Origin of the sequence: Sporosarcina sp. P26b, from assembly GCF_002743245.1 — a bacterium.
In the GTDB taxonomy this organism is placed as follows: Bacteria; Bacillota; Bacilli; order Bacillales_A; family Planococcaceae; genus Sporosarcina; species Sporosarcina ureae_C.
Genome location: NZ_PDYW01000006.1, coordinates 58,046 through 73,957, shown reverse-complemented (window position 1 = coordinate 73,957; position 15,912 = coordinate 58,046). Strand labels below are relative to the sequence as shown.

Below are 15,912 nucleotides of genomic sequence, written 5' to 3'. Positions count from 1 at the left end.
ATCTTGAAAAAATATACTGTTAGTACATGGTTCGTATTCTTAATTCCTTCTATACTCGGGGTCATGTTATTTATGATTCCACTACCGTTCGCAGCGGGCTGGAAAGTACCTATAGCCAAATTGGCGGATGTTATGTCCGGCGCATTGGAACCTATTATTCCACAACTTATGATGTACTTGATCATTGCTTCTGCAGTGGGATCTGTTCTTTATTTATTCGTTCAGAAAGATCCGAATCGGCCTTCATTCTTTACAAATCTATTCAAGGTTACACCGTTTTGGACAATCACTCGTATTGTTGGGGCGATCTTTGCCATTATGGTCGTCTTCAAAATAGGACCTGAAGCGATTTGGAGCGCGGATACAGGTGGATTACTACTTGCTCGTGATGGCCTTGTTTCATTCCTGTTTAGTATCTTCTTCTTTGCAGGACTGTTACTTCCTTTATTACTAAACTTCGGATTGCTTGAATTCTTTGGAACTTTGATGGTGAAGATAATGCGACCATTATTCAAATTACCGGGTCGTTCTTCCATTGATGCTCTCGCTTCATGGATCGGCGACGGAACCATCGGCGTATTATTGACCAGTAAACAGTACGAAGAAGGTCACTATACACAGCGTGAAGCTGCTGTTATTTCAACTACGTTCTCAGTTGTTTCGATTACGTTTACATTAGTCATCATCGATAAAGTCGGTCTCGGAAACTACTTCCTACCGTTTTACGCAACCGTTCTATTCACGGGACTGATTCTTGCTTTAATCATGCCAAGAATTTATCCACTACGTTCGATTAAGAATACGTATATTGATGATCGTGAATATTCTACTGAGGATGAGAAGTTACCTGCTGGGACAAGCGTGTTTTCACTAGGTCTTGCCAGAGCACTCGATACCGCTTCGAAACAACGCTCTATCGTGAAGACGGTTCGTGCTGGTATGCAAAACGTGCTCGACATGTGGTTCGGTGTGGCACCGGTCGTTATGGCATTCGGTACGATCGCATTAGTGATGGCTGAGTATACGAGTGTATTCCGTATTTTAGGAAAGCCATTCGAATATATCCTGAACTTCTTACAGATTCCTGAAGCTGCTGAAGCTGCACAGACGATGGTAGTTGGATTTGCGGATATGTTCTTGCCTGTCATTTTGGCAGAAGGTGTGATTACATCTGAGATGACCCTCTTTACGATTGCAGCCATTTCCGTTATTCAGCTGATTTATATGTCAGAGGTTGGCGGATTGATTTTAGGGACGAAGATTCCGTTGAATATTTTTGACCTACTGATCATTTTCTTGTTGCGCACAATCATTGCGCTACCGATCATTGCAGGTATTGCACATTTATTGTTTTAATTACATCCCGAACCCGTCACTTCCTTACGAAGTGGCGGGTTTTTAGTTGATTGCCGAAAACTTTGTACTATGAGACTTTAGGCTATGAGCGGTTGTATGAGCTTTTAGAGCGCTTATCACGTAACTATGAGCTGTTAGCGCAGCGCATAGAGCGGATAAAGTAGCACATAGAGCACTCAAGGCTTCTCATAGAGCGGATACCCCGTTACATTGAGCATTCACTAACATTTCATCATTAAAAAAAGCCACTCTCCATAAAGAGAGTAGCAAAATGAAACGGCTTGAAAGTAACCCTGCTAGAATGTATTGAATGTCCGCAAGTAAGGGAGGGTTGCGTTTGGGATGCTGCGTGGTAAAGCAATGGTGGGCTTTGGCACGTTGCATTCCAATAAGTAGCTTTGACAGTTCACTTTCAAGCGTTTCCGTGATATACCGTTTGTGCTGACGGATTTCCGAAAGCCATCTATGAAGAGGAGACTTCATTCCACTCCATAGATCACAATCGGAAGGCCAGCGACAACTTGATACTTGTCGCTGTCTTGAATTACTTACTTTCTACCTTTTCTATCGGCAAGTGTTGAACTTTCACATCAAAAGTCTTTACTTCATTACCGAGGATTGAACTCGGTCCTTGCGGTGCTTTTGCGTCATGCGCTTTTGCATTCTCTCGGCTATGTAACCACTTGTCAAAAAACTGGCGGTCTTCCCATGTTGTACATACTTTTACTTCATCACGCTCTTCACCTTCTTCACTCAGCAACACTTCCATGCGAATGAACCCTTCAAACGTATGAACTGACTTTGCTTTAGCGAAACGAGCAGTGATTTGTTCCCCTTTACCTTTTTCTACATAAATCGTATTAATTGCAACCATTTTCTGCATTATACTGCCTCCATTTTCATCGACTGTAAATATTCAAGTACCGATGCTGATTGTTCTCCACCAGCTGCTGCGTGACGCAGTAACGGAATGCCATGTGGCCCTTTTAATTCGCTCGCATTTGGATACCATTTCAACATCGATTTAACGATTTCGAGCTCCCCTAACATGGCAGCTGCAAATATATCCATACGCGCGCCTTTTTCTAATAAGTACTCCGCGATATTTCGATTACCGGTATGCGCTGCGGCTCCAAGACCACTTTCCCAGTCGTCTCCTCCCCAGTTCATCACAGCGTGGACTAAATCAGGCTCCTGCTCAATTAACTTTTGTACTTCTTCAAAATCACCGTGGGTTGCAATCAAGTATTGACGCACTAACGCTTGATCAATTGGTTGTTTCTTTTCTCCTTCGGTTCTCAGAACAATCATCCTTCCGTAATTTACTTGGCGTGAAAAAGCACTTCCCATTATTCATAAATATCTCCGCATCTATCTCGAAAATAGAACGGAACATATCTTTGCACAATACGCACTGCGGAATGCCGTCAAAACGAACACTACCATCTTTTAATACGATGAGCCGGTCACTGTAACTAGCCGCCTGATTGATGTCATGTAGAACCATAACCACCGTCATTCCATACGTTTCATTTAATTCTGTAACCAATTCCATGACTTCGAGTTGATGCGAAATATCTAAATACGTCGTCGGTTCATCGAGTAATAATACTTTAGGTCGTTGCGCAATCGCCATCGCAATCCAAGCTCGCTGACGTTCTCCACCTGATAATGACTGCAACATACGATTTTTGTATTTATCCAACTTTGTCACGCCGATCGCCCAGTCGATAATTTCTTGGTCTTCTGAACTTAACTTGCCATATCCCGAGCGATGGGGATGACGACCGAACTCCACTAACTCGCCTACGGTCACATCAAGTTGATGATCTTGCATTTGCGGTAGCATAGCCAAATTCCGTGCTACTTCCTGGGATTTCATTCGTTTCAATCGTTCGCCATTTAGCAGAACTTCTCCACTGCCAGGCGTGATCAATCGTGAAATCAGTCGCAGGAATGTCGATTTGCCCGAACCATTTGGTCCTAGCAAACTGACGATTTCTCCTTGTTTAATATGCAAATCTATCTTCGTTAATTCGAATGAATCCGAATGTCGATACGTAAGTTCTTCAGTTATCAGCAAATGAATCCCTCCGTTTTTGAATTAAGTACAAGAAGAATGGTCCACCTAAGAAGGAGAGTAAGATTCCTACTGGCAATTCAATTGGATTGAATAACGTACGGGCAATTGTGTCTGCTACTACGACGAGTAATCCACCACCAAGTGCTGAAGCGGGTAACAAGAATCGATAGTCGCCTCCTACTATAGAGCGCATAATATGAGGTACAACAAGTCCAACAAAACCAATTAATCCCGAAACACTGACCGCCATCCCCGCAAGTAGAGTACTTAAGACTATGAGGAAAAATCGACTTCGTTCCACGTTATGCCCGAGTAGCTTGGCTACTTCGTCACCTAGACGCAAAATCCGAATACGCTTGACTGAGAAAATAGCCAATACAAATGCCGCAATCGCGTAGTAGATAATCATTTCAAACTGCACCCACCCCACGCCTGCAATTCCTCCAGCAAGCCAAGGTAATACAGCTTGCACGCGGTCGCTGTAAAGCAGCATTAACGCACTCATGCATGCGCCGATCACTGCATTAATTGCGACACCGACTAAAATAATTCGTAAAGGCGATGCGCCACCTCTCCAAGACAACGCATAGATCACAATGGCCGTTGCAAGTGCTCCAAGAAACGCAGCAAGTGGTAGAAACATAATATAGGCCGGATAAATAATCATTATGACTGTCGCTGCAAGTCCCGCACCTGATGAGACACCGATAATTCCTGGATCAGCCAATGGATTACGCATAACGCCTTGTAAAATAGCACCGGCTACCGCAAGACTTACTCCGACAATCATGCCGACTAGTACACGTGGAAAGCGAAGTTCCCATACAATTCGCCGCTCCATCGTATCGTTTGCCACGAAAATCCCATTCCAAATTTCTTGCATGGAGAACGACACTGGACCGATCATCAAGCTTAAAATAGCTGCGATTAACAGTAGACTTCCACTCGTCACGAGAACGATGACACGCTTTCTCGCAAGTGGATGACGTTCTTTCTGCGTTTGCTCTCCTACTGCAATCATCTTATTTAACCTGTCCTAAGCTTTCTTTCATTACGTCAAGTGCTTCAACTACTTTTGTTCCAGGGTTTGTACCGAACAAGTGTGAAGGTAAGACCATCACATTGCCTTTTTTCACTGCATCAAGATTTTTCCATGCTGGGTTTTTCAACATTTCACCTTCGAATGCTGCTTTGACTGCTTCAGGTTCTCCGTGAGTAATCAACATGACCATTTCTGGATTGCGTTCAATAATTTTCTCAACGCTCAAACTTGCGTATTGTGGATATTTTTCTTCATTCGGGAAATCGCTTGCAATGTTTTCTCCACCTGCTAGTTCAAGTAGATTTCCTGATAATGAATTAGGTAGTGCCACCATGTATGTACCTGGTGCTCCGTATACTAGTAAAGTTTTCACAGCTTCCGCTTTGTCTGCTGAGCTCTTTTCAATTTGTTCGGTAATATTGTCTTGAATTGTTTTTGCTTCTGTTTCTTTATCGAATAGCTGTCCGAAGAGTCCGATCGTCTTTTTGATATCGTCTACAGAGTTAGCAGCTGTATACACAATTTTTGTACCTTGGCGTTCCATGTTTGCTTCGTGTTGTTTGAAGCTTGGGGCCGCAATGATGACTTCGGGGTTTATTTCCGCAATCTTCTCAAAATTTGGCTGATGCGGGTTTCCGATTTCAGCGATGCCTTCTAAGTCTTTGTTTGGTGGTCCTTGTACTGTTGGACGCCCGTCCACTTTTATTCCAAGTGCGAGTAGCATATCGAGGTCGCCCGAGCTTAGCGTGGCGACAGATTTTGGCACTTCATCGAATGTTGAGGTTTGGCCGATCATGTCTGTCACTTCGATAGCTGCGCCAGTCGTTTCTTCTGCTTTTTCTGTTCCTTTAGCTTTGACTGCTGATGCGGCTGTTTTGTCTTCAGCTTTCCCATCCTCTGTTCCACATGCGCTGAGTACAAACAGCAACATGAGTATGCTCAACACGCTTGCTAACTTCTTCATCTCTATTCATTCCCCCTCGAATATAATGAGAATGTTTCTCATTGAAAAACATCATAAACGATAATGAGAATCATTGTCAAATAGATTATTGATAATGAATCGTTTGGACTAGTGGCGGATTGGGTCGTTGCTCTACAATGGCTTGGTCATGGAAAGTAGTGAGGGTCATGCTTTGGAGCCGCGCAGGCACGTGGGGGATTGCCTCCAGCCAGGAGCCAACTAGCGGTGGAGCTGCTAGCTGTCTCATGGCCACGGCCTACCTCGCAGTTGTGCCTGCGCTGCTGAGTGTTTGATAAGTTGGATTGTGGTTTATAAAAGATGAAAACCAGTGACTGGGTGGGACAATACTTCGGTCTTAGTAAAGTCATTAGGAGATAGATTGGATCGTCGCTCGACATTGACTTGTCCATTGAAAGTAGTGAGGGGCATGCTTTGGACTCGCGCAGGCACGTGGGGGATTGCCTCCAGCCATGAGCCAACTAGCGGTGGAGCTGCTAGCTGTCTCATGGCCACGGCCTACCCCGCAGTTGTGCCTGCGCTACTAAGTGGTTGACAAGTTAGGTTGTGATTTATAGTAGATAAAACCAGTAACTGGGTAGTACTAGTTCCCATTCTTGCAAAACAAGTACCTGAACTGCCCTACCCCCAATCTAACGTAGGCGGCTGCACGTGGTAGGCGTAGCAATGAGACAGCCAGGCGCACTTCCTGTCTGGCTCATTGCGGAAGCCATCCACCACCGCCGAAGTGGCGCCAATGACCGCCCCACTTACACTGCTAGTCAAACCACTATCTAACGAGGAAGAAAAAAGTATTCGCAAAACCACTACCCAACATCGTGTCCTACTTCCCCATTACCAAAACCAGTTTCCAAACCACCAACCAAGGGAATAACAACAACTAAACACCAAGAGAAAGGAGCGAAACAGCATGACCGCTGTGCAAATACTGATCTTGTTAACAATTGGCTACATCGCCATGACCATTGATAAAAAACAAAAGAACTTCCCACTTCCCGTCTTTCTGGTCGCAATCGGCTTTGGACTGTCATTCATTCCTTATTTCAACAGTATCAATATCTCCAAAGAAGTCATCTATAATATATTCTTGCCAGGGCTATTATTCGCATCAGCTTACCACTACTCGGCTTCATCCTTAAGAAAGCATGTCAAAGTCATCGGAACGCTAAGTACGGCGGGGTTACTTGTGACTGCCATTCTTTTGGGACTCGCTACATATTGGATGGGGGCAAGTATAGAGATGACATGGGTTGGCGCTTTACTCGTCGCTTCTATTCTCACACCAACTGATCCAGTCTCTGTCGTATCCATTTTGGAAAAGTCGCTAGATGATCCATCTGTTGCGGATATTCTTGACGGTGAATCTATGATTAATGATGGAACTAGCGTCGTTCTCTTTACTGTGCTATTGACTATGTTCACCAAACAGCAAAGCTTTGAATTCTGGCCATTTCTAGGGGATTTTCTATCTGTATCGATTGGCGGTATCGCAACAGGTGTAGTTGCTGGCTGGATAGTTAGTAAAGCGGTTCACCTATCCACACAACGCGAGAATCAAGTATTACTGAGTATTATTATTGCGTATGGGGCCTTTCATTTAGCGGAAGCTGTCGGGTTTTCAGGGGTGTTGGCGACGGTCGCTGCCGGTATTATGCTATCTGCTGAGCTCGAACGTGCCAGTGAAGAAGAAATGCATCGGGAGTCATTGAACGGATTTTGGGAGGTAGCAGAACCTGGTTTGCTTGCGATACTATTTTTAGCCATCGGTATTGTGGCCGCTGACTATTTATTAGCTTTTGATTATTGGTTGCTCGCGATTGCCATTTTCTTCGTTTCAATTGGTACTCGCTTTATTGTAATCGCGGGGACGATGCAATTATTTTCAGGCTATCGAGAGTTGGTGGACGTCAAAAAAGCCTCGCTCCTATCATGGGCTGGCATTCGTGGGACGATGTCTATTTTCTTACTACTAAGCTTAGCTGATGCGGCAGACAGCTCTGCAGATGTACTTGTCTCGTTGGGATTCGCTGTAGTGTTCTTGTCACTCGTTGTACAGAGTATTGGCATTTATCCACTATCAAAAGCACTCGATAAGTAATTACTTCGAGTGCTCATTTTCCTGTTGAATCATCTGCATACGTTCATTGAACAGGGATGGATAAGAGAGTAATCCTAGACATGCACTAGTTAATGCCGCAGTTGTCAGCAAAAGAAACACAATTAAAATCTGAAATTGCACTGCCTCTAAAGGATCAGCGCCTGCAATGATTTGGCCACTCATCATACCAGGCAACTGTACGAGTCCAATCGTCTTTTGACTTTCAATAGTTGGAATCATACTTGCCTGTATCGAGCGAATCAATTGCCTATGTATCGCCTGTTTTGGGGTTCCGCCAAGTGATAAAATGAGTTCGCTTTCTGAGCGATGCGTCTCTACTTCCGATACGAAACGATTGAGGAATAAAATCGCAAGCACCATCGAGTTTCCAACTACCATGCCGGTTATGGAAATAATATATTGTGCAGTAGCTGGGACAATTTTGAATCCGAGTAAAATCCCTTGAGTCAAAACTTCTAATAACACAAAAGTCACGATCAACTTCCACGTGATTCCTTTGATTTGAGTCCCCTTCTTACGCGCATTTTGAACTGCCGCGCCGATCATCAAGGCGACCATTAAGAATATAAATACATAACTTTCAGAATCAAAGACAAATTTCAATACGAACCCGACCGCTACTAATTGTACAGTTGAGCGAATCGTAGCGATAATTGTATCTTTCTCCAGTTGTAATCCAAGTGTTTTTGATAGCACGAGCGGAATCAACACAAATATCAGTGTCAGGAATAAGGCAGTGGTACTCATGTAAATTCCCCCTTCAAGAAACGGTTGACTGATGGAATATCCGAATGATCAAGTACAGATATTTCACCGGCATCCACTAATTTCCCGTCCACCATGATCCATGCATACTGCCCCATTCGCTTCGCCTGCTCCAAGTTATGCGTGATCCAGATGACCGTAATTTCATGCTTTTCATGCAAGTCACGAATCAAATCCTCTACTTCATTCAACGAAGATGGATCTAGCGAAGACGTAATTTCATCCATCAATAAAATCTTCGACTCATTTAATAATGTCCGGGCAATCGATACTTTCTGCTGCTGGCCACCTGATAAGTTCTGGCTGTCTCGTTCTAGATACTCTGCTTCAAGACCGACTTGATCTAAAATATCTAGTGCTTTTTCTTTACTCAACTTCTTGTCCTGTAACCGCAATGGTAGTGCCAAATTGTCATAGACGCTCCCTGCGATCATCGGCGAATTTTGTAACACCATTCCTGCTTTTCGTCGGAGATCAATCGGCGACATTTCATGAATGGCCCGGCCTTGTACCGTAATATCTCCACTCGTAGGACTTAGCAAACCGTTGCACATTTTCAATAATGTCGTTTTCCCTGCACCCGAAGGCCCGACAAGCACTGTGATCTGACCGGTAGGGAATGATCCAGTTATATTTTCAAGAATCTTATTTCCCGCTATTTCAAATGAGACGTTTTGGAAATGGATTGCCGGTTCATATAATGATTTATTTTGTTCACTATCCATAATATCCACCTTTTCTGCTACTTATCATTCATCCAATTTCAATAAATCCAATGGTGTAATAATGCCCAATAATTTTTCATCTTTACCACCTTGCTCGGTAATCAACAATGCTTCTAGCCGTTGCCCTGACATAATGGATTTTCTGAAATACCCTTCCGCTTCGTAAGCCGACATCGTACATTTGACAAAGCGATAGGTTTTCTTTCGTTTTTCATGATTATATACGTCGAGTAATGTCGGTATTTCCCGGGAAATGCAATCGGTTTCCTGATCGGCAAGCCAATTCATGATACCATTTGCAGTAATCAACCCCATGAATCGACCTTTTTTATAAATGGGCAACTGATTAAATTTCCTTTCTCTTATCAAACGCAAACCAGTCGCCAGTGATTCATCTGACTGCACGGTATGTACTTTTCCCGAAAACAGATCCTTGACGGTGACAGGATGCGATAGTCCTTTATCTATGCTTTCAATTAATTCCACAATTTCATCATGTGGCTCTGCTATAGCGTAGTCAAATCCTGTACGATTATGCACAATCGCATTACGTAAACTACTGAATTCATGTAGTTCATCTTCATAACGGGCAATCAATGCGTTTTGTGATTTCGCTTTGGCGATTTTCTTAGAGAATGATAAATGACTTGGCATATCCGTAATTTTCATCAAGGACTTATCGATTCTATTAAATGCAATGAGAAAACGCTCTGAATTTTTGTGATCCATGACACATCGCCTCCTTTAATAGGGAAAGTATATCATATCTATGTAGATGTCTACTTCTTGGATTACGTTGTCTGTGCTAAACGTAAACATAAAAAAGTCGTTGCAGCGCCAGTTCACTGACACGGCAACAACTTGTTATTGATTTGCTATTTGTTTGATTTGATAATTGCCATATTCGTCTATAACAATCGTGTACTTCTTATGTTTTTCCAACAATTTATTCGTTCCGTCTTCTTTCGTAAAATCCATCGTCTCAAATGTATATACGTCAATCGACTGATCATTGTACACAATATTCGTTACGGTCGTGTCGATGAATTCGTAGTATTCATTTTTCCCTGACAGATCGTCTAGAAAAGCTAGTAACTCATTTTCAGCGGAACTACCGGATGCGATAAAGGAATTGATATATGAGTAATCCACCTCATCGACAGCATATTCGTATTGGTTTCTGAATTGATCTATGAAAGACTCTACCTTTTCATCTGCAACTTCCATACCATCTACATATTCTTCAGGCTCTTCTTCATAATCATAATCGCCATCGTATTCCTCATCGACTTCTGAATCATCAAAGCCATAGTAATCCTCATAATCCCAAGATGTATCATCAGAATCATAGTACGACTCTGGCACATAATCTTCGTAAACATTGAACAATGCCGCTACCGCTTGACTGCTCATTGGTTCGTTAATCCATCCATCTACTTGTTTTTGCATACTGTGCATCGGAATCGAAAATCCGAATACGGTATTGTCTTTGTACAATAACGAATTAATGCCGATGACTTTGCCTGTCGTTGCATCAAGCAAAGGTCCGCCACTGCTTCCATGATCTATTTGCGCATCGATTTGATAGATTTTTTCATAAATGAAGTCCATTTCCATATCACGATTCAACCCGGTTAAATAACCGATCGATGCCGTATTCTCAAAACCTTTTGGACTTCCGAGTGCAATAACTTCTGTACCGATCGGTGTCTCTCTTGTTTCCGTCACAAATGGTTTGACATGTTTGTTCGCTTCCGACTTAATCAATGCGATATCATAACGATCTGAAATTCCAATTACTTTACCTTCAAAATCTTTCCCTACAGAATTTCTGACAGTTACATCGGTATAGCCCGCCACTACGTGTGCATTCGTCACGATATAGCCGCCAGTTTTATAAAGAAATCCTGATCCCGAACCGTCATTTGTCCCAATTGTAAATACACTAGGTAATGATTCTTTGATCAATTGCGTTTTATCTTTAGTTTGTTTCTTTGTTTGATTAACAATAGTTGGTGCTTTTTTTATTCGTAATTCCTTTTCACTTTCGCTACTATCTTCTGCTTTAGTGGAGGCTACTGTCTCTTTCGGCCACTTAAAACTCCAGTCCGTTGCATAGCCATAACCAGCTCCACCAATTAGTAAAGCCAAGACTATTGCAAGAAGTGGTTTGTTTTTATTAGACCCGTGCATCGCCTTGCCACAGCCCCCACAAAAGTTTGCTTCGTCAGTATTTTTATGACCACATTTTGGACAGTACATACGGTTCCCCCTCTTCCATTCCCTAATTTACCTGAATGAAATACCGCTTTTATTATACCATATGGACTAATACAAAAGGCATGCACTCGTTATGGAATAGCATCATTTTGTTTTGTAGGCTGAATACAGTAATCCTTTCCAGCGTGATAGGGCAATCACACAAAGAATCACATTTATAAGCTACTCCCTATTTTGTAATGCAATATTTCACTTCACAGAATTAAATCCTTTCTTATTGTTCCTATCCAATGAAGCGGCACAGTTCTCAGGCGAATTTTCACATACGCTAAAGAGAGAGGGAGGTGCATAAAAATATGTCATCCAGGAAGTACAGACCTTACAATGATTACGAATCACCCAATATTTCAAAACGAAAAGCGCGTTGTTATGACCAAAGAAAGATCGTCCATATACTTGTCGATTTACCCATGGGAGCACCTGTGGAGATAACATTAAAGGAGTCGAGAGGGATACAGCATAACGGTTATTACTTACAGTTCGACCGAAAAAGACGTACCGTTCACTTTCAGCCATTTGGAGAACCAGAAGTAGAAGAGATTGATGTAGAAGATATTTGTACAATTAAATATAGTTCGTGAAAGCAATAAAAAATGTACACAGCGTAACTGTGTACATTTTTTATTCTGTCTGGCTAATTTTTTCACTAATTGCGTCGGTCAACGCATTTACTGTTTCCGGTACATACGTTTTCATCATGGAATTCATAACAGATCCCATCATCCCTTTACCTGTAATATCCAGATAACCTATGAGACTTGTTGCATCTATTGCATCTTCTACTTGAAAGCTTCCGTTCCCTTCTAGATTTTCATTCAGACCTTCTAGAGTAAACGCTACTTTTGAATGTTCGGCTTGTTCTGTAATATCCACTTGCATGACAATATTCTTTTGTATCACACCAAGATCTGCTCGGAACTTCCATTTGAATTGCTGATCATTACTCTTCTCATGTTCAATATAGCCTGGGATCAGTGGAGCCCACTGGTCTACATGTATGAGAAAACTCCATACTTGTTGCGGAGTTGCTGCAACTTTTATTTCCTTTGTACTGTTCGGCATAATACATCTCACCTTCCTTATTCGTTACCTTTTCGTCATAGTACTATGAAACACCACGCTTTACAAACGAGGTTATAGTACGAATGAAGTCATTGTTCCTTTAGTCTTTATCTTCTTATATATTAACCGTTAACAGTAATATAGACTGAAGAAATCAATACTGTAGCACATGGTTTAAGGCGAGGCTGCTTTTTTCTGTTGACCAAGGCGTGGTTTTTTCTATGAGCGGTTGGCTAGTGCCATAGAGCGGATAAAATACAGCATAGAGCGGAGATGAGCGATGATAGAGCGGATAGCGGTCTTGATAGAGCACTCACGGTCCACGATAGAGCGATTAAGCCGATTGATAGAGCGCGGCCTCCAGAACAATGGCCTATTCTAACTCGCCCAATTCATCCGCATACGGCATTGCAGAAAGAGCTCCTGATTTCATCGCGCATAACGCTCCCATTTTATTGCCAAAACGTATATGATCCAGCATTTCTTCTAAATTATTTGGCTTACCATGCAAATGAAGTCCACGAAGTACGCCCGCAATGAATGCATCCCCCGCACCTGTCGTATCGACCGGCTCAATTGGCACGACTCCTACATGATGTTGCTTGCCTTCAATTACTGCAAGCGTCCCCAGTTCTCCCATCGTCATCATAACTACAGGAATATTATATACAGCAAGTCCAGCCAGCGCTTTTTGCACATCTGTTTCCTTCATGAGAAAAGCCAGCTCTTCTTCCGTTAATTTCAGCAAATCTGTCTGATGTAAAAATGACAAAATCGTACTTCGACATATGTCTTCACTTTCCCAGCGAAGTGGTCTCACATTAGTATCTAGTGAAAGATACACGTCATTCACCTTTGCTAATTCAACAGCCCTTTTAGTAGTTGCTAAGGCAGTCGGGTGAAACATTGTACCCGAGCAAATATGTAATATGGAAGCCTGTCGGAAAGCCTGTTCATCCAGATCGCTCGGTTGTACCTGTAGATCAGGCGTGTCATCTATATAGTTCGCGAATACACGGTCACGTTCTGGCGTTAGATGAACGTAAACACGATTTACTTTTTTCTTAGGAGATCGTAAAGCATATGTTAAATCGACGCCTTCAGTCTCCAGTTCATTTACTGCGAAGTTCGAGTCTTCATCTTCGCCGAATACAGTAATTAATGAAGAGTTGGCACCCAGTCGCGAAACTCCTGCCGCCACATTGATTGTCGCACCTCCGAGGAACGTCTTGAATTTCGTGTTGGTTTTGTCTGTTGCAATATAGTCCACGAAAATATCTCCGTAAATCAGGACATGTGTTTTTTGGGTGTTATTCATGCATTCGACCTCCTAGAAAGTTTTCTTTCTATCGTATCATAGAAAAAAGCCATCTTCGCTGATTAGTTATCAATCAGGGTAGACGGCTCTGTATTATTTCGACTGTTCAATTACATCCGGTCCTTCCTCTTTCTTCCGGTCCTCCAACACTTTATCAAAGTACGCAGTAAATTCGGATTCCCCCGAATAGGAAATACACAAATACTCCTTCGCTCGTGTCATGCCTATATATAGTAGCGAAGCTTCACGCTCGATGTCTTCTTCCAAAGCAAATGGAATATTATTCGCGCTGACGATAAACACTGCTTGAAAGTCTAGTCCTTTACTACTTTCAATCGTACTGATTTTGACACTCTCGTGATCGATATCAAAGTTACGTTTTGAGTCGCTGTTTTCTGCGATCCAATAGTACGGTATATCTTCTTGCTCCAATGCTTGTGTTAACAATGCGATATAGTCTAGCCCCGAAAACCGTTTGACTCGGTACAGAATCAATATTTCAGATAAAGGCAACTTCCGCTCACGATGAAGTTTGGCAATTTGCTTGGCAACGATCACAGCTTCTCGCCTGAAACTATCGACACGCACAATCGCAGGTTCATAGCCTTTCCTGCGTGTGCTTTGTGGGGCAATGATATCGCCTTCGAACTCTTTACTGACAACTTTATTCTTTAGTACAGAGTGTTGCTGATAGAAAGCCCATGCGAACGACACGATCTGTGCAGTGTTGCGATAATTAATACTCAAAACTTTGGAGCGCCCTCTAAAGTCGAGACCCGTGTCTTGTAAATACGAACGTCCTCGCTTATAAATGGACTGCGCACGGTCTTCTACAAGAAGTAATGATTTGGTATCAGGATTTAATAATTCGCTCACCAGTTTGAACCAGTCCGCGTCGAAATCCTGTCCTTCATCGATCATGATGGCATCGTACTTCGGCAAGATCGCTTCGCCCTGCTTTAACTTCTCCAACATCATAGGAATAGTAGCTTCTGATATACGCAAATCATTGCGCAACCAGCTATGGAAATTCCGGACTTGAATCAAATGCTTGGCTGTTTTTGTGTGGATTTCTTCTTTTGTGAAGTCAAAGTCGAACAGCGAATCAGGCTCATTCATCATATGGCGCACCATGTGTTCAATATTTTGAGCCAATGAAATATTGTAACAAAGAATGAGTATCTTCCAGTCAGGATGCTCTCTCGAAAGCAACTTTGCACGACTAGCCAATATGAGCGTTTTTCCGCTTCCCGCCACACCACGAATCAACCTATTCTTGTCACCAATTTGCTTAGCCATATTTTCCTGATGCAAGTCCATCGTCTTAATGTCATGTAGCGACAGTAATAATTGATCTTGATGCGTAGAAGGCTGCTTGAATTCAGCGCTAATTCGCACTTCTGGAAACAGATGATAACGTATCGCATCAATATCATCTTTACCGAGCGGTTCACGCAATCGATACGGGACGACAAACATTTCCGCAATCTTTTCCATTAAATTCTCTTCTGTGAATGCCTCGTGTTCAGGATCCATTTCATCCCGTGTTAACGAAAGGTGAGGTTCGATGACGCCATACAGACCAAGTTCAACAAAGTCTTTCTGATGAAGGCGCGTGAAAACTGTTCCAAAACCATACGGAAACTTCAACTGTGATTGATACTTGCCGTCAGTTTGTACAAGATTCCCATCTTTCTTCAATAGATTTACTAATAGAAAAGCATTCTCCCTCGCTTGTTTCTGCGGACTCTTCGTTTTAACTTGTTCACCGTTCGAATTAATCAACGTCCACTCATCACGATCCAGCTGATACAACGTGTTTTTCGTATAGTCTTTCACTTCGAGAACTAGAATACCGAGATCCGGTCCAATCACTACGAAGTCCGGTCGCTTACCACGTATTTCTGGTTCGTAATATACAATATAATCGTCAGGCAAATAGTTCTTCAATGTCCGAAATAGCAGACGCTCTCCTGCCGTTGCACTCGATCTAATAGTTTCAGGTACTGTATAGGCCACACCAATCCCTCCCTTTCTATTAGCCATTTATTACCTATAGTATACTACATATATAATTTTTGTAAAATTCCATTTTATTAGACACAAAAACAAGCTATTAACCTAAAAGGTCAATAGCCTTGTGTTCTCACTGTTTTTTCGTCAGTGCAATCTGCTGTATC

Annotated in this window: 18 protein-coding genes; 6 read left to right on the top strand and 12 right to left on the bottom strand. The window is 42.5% G+C overall.

From position 1 onward, the window contains the following. Nucleotides 1–3: 3 nt before the first annotated feature. Entirely contained in the window at nt 4–1,356 is a 1,353-nt protein-coding gene (locus CSV69_RS08140) for a YjiH family protein (protein WP_085428286.1), read from the top strand. Between the two features lie 544 nt (nt 1,357–1,900). Here the strand turns inward: CSV69_RS08140 and CSV69_RS08135 are convergent. Genes CSV69_RS08135 through CSV69_RS08115 form a run of 5 tightly spaced genes read right to left on the bottom strand, consistent with a single transcriptional unit; the run spans nt 1,901 to nt 5,445 of the window. Further along, entirely contained in the window at nt 1,901–2,239 is a 339-nt protein-coding gene (locus CSV69_RS08135; protein ID WP_085428285.1) for an antibiotic biosynthesis monooxygenase, read from the bottom strand. After that, the gene (locus tag CSV69_RS08130) at nt 2,239–2,667 is read right to left on the bottom strand and encodes an ankyrin repeat domain-containing protein (RefSeq protein ID WP_085428284.1); all 429 of its coding nucleotides are present in this window, start codon (nt 2,665–2,667) and stop codon (nt 2,239–2,241) included. Before CSV69_RS08130 ends, CSV69_RS08135 begins: the two co-directional genes overlap by 1 nt. Continuing rightward, nucleotides 2,624–3,439 carry an ABC transporter ATP-binding protein gene (locus CSV69_RS08125; protein WP_099693146.1) on the bottom strand — a complete coding sequence of 272 codons (816 nt, stop codon included), beginning with the start codon at nt 3,437–3,439 and terminating at the stop codon, nt 2,624–2,626. The genes CSV69_RS08130 and CSV69_RS08125 overlap by 44 nt, the downstream gene beginning before the upstream one ends. Beyond that, a complete protein-coding gene (locus CSV69_RS08120) occupies nt 3,426–4,457 on the bottom strand; it encodes a FecCD family ABC transporter permease (protein ID WP_369823943.1) in 1,032 nt (343 codons plus the stop codon). Before CSV69_RS08120 ends, CSV69_RS08125 begins: the two co-directional genes overlap by 14 nt. A 4-nt stretch (nt 4,458–4,461) precedes the next feature. Further along, a complete protein-coding gene (locus tag CSV69_RS08115) occupies nt 4,462–5,445 on the bottom strand; it encodes an ABC transporter substrate-binding protein (RefSeq protein ID WP_099693144.1) in 984 nt (327 codons plus the stop codon). A 137-nt stretch (nt 5,446–5,582) separates the two neighbouring features. Here CSV69_RS08115 and CSV69_RS16795 point away from each other — a divergent pair, with 137 nt between their 5' ends. The 4 genes from CSV69_RS16795 (at nt 5,583) to CSV69_RS08110 (ending at nt 7,561) form a co-directional block, all read left to right on the top strand. Then, nucleotides 5,583–5,738 carry a hypothetical protein gene (locus CSV69_RS16795; RefSeq protein WP_158232635.1) on the top strand — a complete coding sequence of 52 codons (156 nt, stop codon included), beginning with the start codon at nt 5,583–5,585 and terminating at the stop codon, nt 5,736–5,738. 35 nt (nt 5,739–5,773) lie between these two features. Continuing rightward, complete coding sequence (locus CSV69_RS16645) at nt 5,774–5,998, top strand: hypothetical protein (protein ID WP_143560813.1); 225 nt, start codon at nt 5,774–5,776, stop codon at nt 5,996–5,998. Nucleotides 5,999–6,114: 116 nt separating this feature from the next. Beyond that, complete coding sequence (locus CSV69_RS17260; protein WP_255396866.1) at nt 6,115–6,240, top strand: hypothetical protein; 126 nt, start codon at nt 6,115–6,117, stop codon at nt 6,238–6,240. A 133-nt stretch (nt 6,241–6,373) separates the two neighbouring features. After that, entirely contained in the window at nt 6,374–7,561 is a 1,188-nt protein-coding gene (locus CSV69_RS08110) for a cation:proton antiporter (RefSeq protein WP_099693143.1), read from the top strand. On the opposite strand, the gene CSV69_RS08105 is transcribed toward CSV69_RS08110, so the two are convergent. The 4 genes from CSV69_RS08105 to CSV69_RS08090 all read right to left on the bottom strand — a co-directional run bounded on the left by CSV69_RS08105 (nt 7,562) and on the right by CSV69_RS08090 (nt 11,334). Then, on the bottom strand, nt 7,562–8,329 hold the full coding sequence (locus tag CSV69_RS08105; RefSeq protein WP_099625114.1) for an ABC transporter permease: 768 nt from the start codon (nt 8,327–8,329) through the stop codon (nt 7,562–7,564). Beyond that, entirely contained in the window at nt 8,326–9,072 is a 747-nt protein-coding gene (locus CSV69_RS08100; protein ID WP_099693142.1) for an ABC transporter ATP-binding protein, read from the bottom strand. The genes CSV69_RS08105 and CSV69_RS08100 overlap by 4 nt, the downstream gene beginning before the upstream one ends. Nucleotides 9,073–9,096: 24 nt before the next feature. Next, nucleotides 9,097–9,801 carry a CBS domain-containing protein gene (locus CSV69_RS08095; RefSeq protein WP_085428277.1) on the bottom strand — a complete coding sequence of 235 codons (705 nt, stop codon included), beginning with the start codon at nt 9,799–9,801 and terminating at the stop codon, nt 9,097–9,099. A gap of 135 nt (nt 9,802–9,936) precedes the next feature. Continuing rightward, complete coding sequence (locus CSV69_RS08090) at nt 9,937–11,334, bottom strand: trypsin-like peptidase domain-containing protein (protein ID WP_143560812.1); 1,398 nt, start codon at nt 11,332–11,334, stop codon at nt 9,937–9,939. A gap of 314 nt (nt 11,335–11,648) precedes the next feature. On the opposite strand from CSV69_RS08090, the gene CSV69_RS08085 reads away from it, so the two are divergent. Then, entirely contained in the window at nt 11,649–11,933 is a 285-nt protein-coding gene (locus CSV69_RS08085; RefSeq protein WP_085428275.1) for a hypothetical protein, read from the top strand. Between the two features lie 40 nt (nt 11,934–11,973). Here the strand turns inward: CSV69_RS08085 and CSV69_RS08080 are convergent, their stop codons facing one another. The 3 genes from CSV69_RS08080 to CSV69_RS08070 all read right to left on the bottom strand — a co-directional run bounded on the left by CSV69_RS08080 (nt 11,974) and on the right by CSV69_RS08070 (nt 15,751). Continuing rightward, on the bottom strand, nt 11,974–12,414 hold the full coding sequence (locus CSV69_RS08080; protein ID WP_099693141.1) for an SRPBCC family protein: 441 nt from the start codon (nt 12,412–12,414) through the stop codon (nt 11,974–11,976). 373 nt (nt 12,415–12,787) lie between these two features. After that, nucleotides 12,788–13,732 (bottom strand): carbohydrate kinase family protein, encoded by a 945-nt coding sequence (locus CSV69_RS08075; RefSeq protein WP_099693140.1) that lies wholly within the window; start codon nt 13,730–13,732, stop codon nt 12,788–12,790. A gap of 93 nt (nt 13,733–13,825) precedes the next feature. After that, nucleotides 13,826–15,751, bottom strand: coding sequence for a 3'-5' exonuclease (locus CSV69_RS08070; protein ID WP_099693139.1), 1,926 nt, complete (start codon nt 15,749–15,751; stop codon nt 13,826–13,828). Between the last annotated feature and the right edge of the window lie 161 nt (nt 15,752–15,912).

Bases quoted from the DNA above. Each gene is read 5' to 3' on its own strand.
- CSV69_RS08135 (WP_085428285.1), bottom strand. From the start codon at position 2,239: ATGCAGAAAATGGTTGCAATTAATACGATTTATGTAGAAAAAGGTAAA.
- CSV69_RS08130 (WP_085428284.1), bottom strand. From the start codon at position 2,667: ATGATTGTTCTGAGAACCGAAGGAGAAAAGAAACAACCAATTGATCAA.
- CSV69_RS08115 (WP_099693144.1), bottom strand. From the start codon at position 5,445: ATGAAGAAGTTAGCAAGCGTGTTGAGCATACTCATGTTGCTGTTTGTA.
- CSV69_RS16795 (WP_158232635.1), top strand. From the start codon at position 5,583: ATGGCTTGGTCATGGAAAGTAGTGAGGGTCATGCTTTGGAGCCGCGCA.
- CSV69_RS08110 (WP_099693143.1), top strand. From the start codon at position 6,374: ATGACCGCTGTGCAAATACTGATCTTGTTAACAATTGGCTACATCGCC.
- CSV69_RS08105 (WP_099625114.1), bottom strand. From the start codon at position 8,329: ATGAGTACCACTGCCTTATTCCTGACACTGATATTTGTGTTGATTCCG.
- CSV69_RS08100 (WP_099693142.1), bottom strand. From the start codon at position 9,072: ATGGATAGTGAACAAAATAAATCATTATATGAACCGGCAATCCATTTC.
- CSV69_RS08095 (WP_085428277.1), bottom strand. From the start codon at position 9,801: ATGGATCACAAAAATTCAGAGCGTTTTCTCATTGCATTTAATAGAATC.
- CSV69_RS08090 (WP_143560812.1), bottom strand. From the start codon at position 11,334: ATGTACTGTCCAAAATGTGGTCATAAAAATACTGACGAAGCAAACTTT.
- CSV69_RS08085 (WP_085428275.1), top strand. From the start codon at position 11,649: ATGTCATCCAGGAAGTACAGACCTTACAATGATTACGAATCACCCAAT.
- CSV69_RS08080 (WP_099693141.1), bottom strand. From the start codon at position 12,414: ATGCCGAACAGTACAAAGGAAATAAAAGTTGCAGCAACTCCGCAACAA.
- CSV69_RS08075 (WP_099693140.1), bottom strand. From the start codon at position 13,732: ATGAATAACACCCAAAAAACACATGTCCTGATTTACGGAGATATTTTC.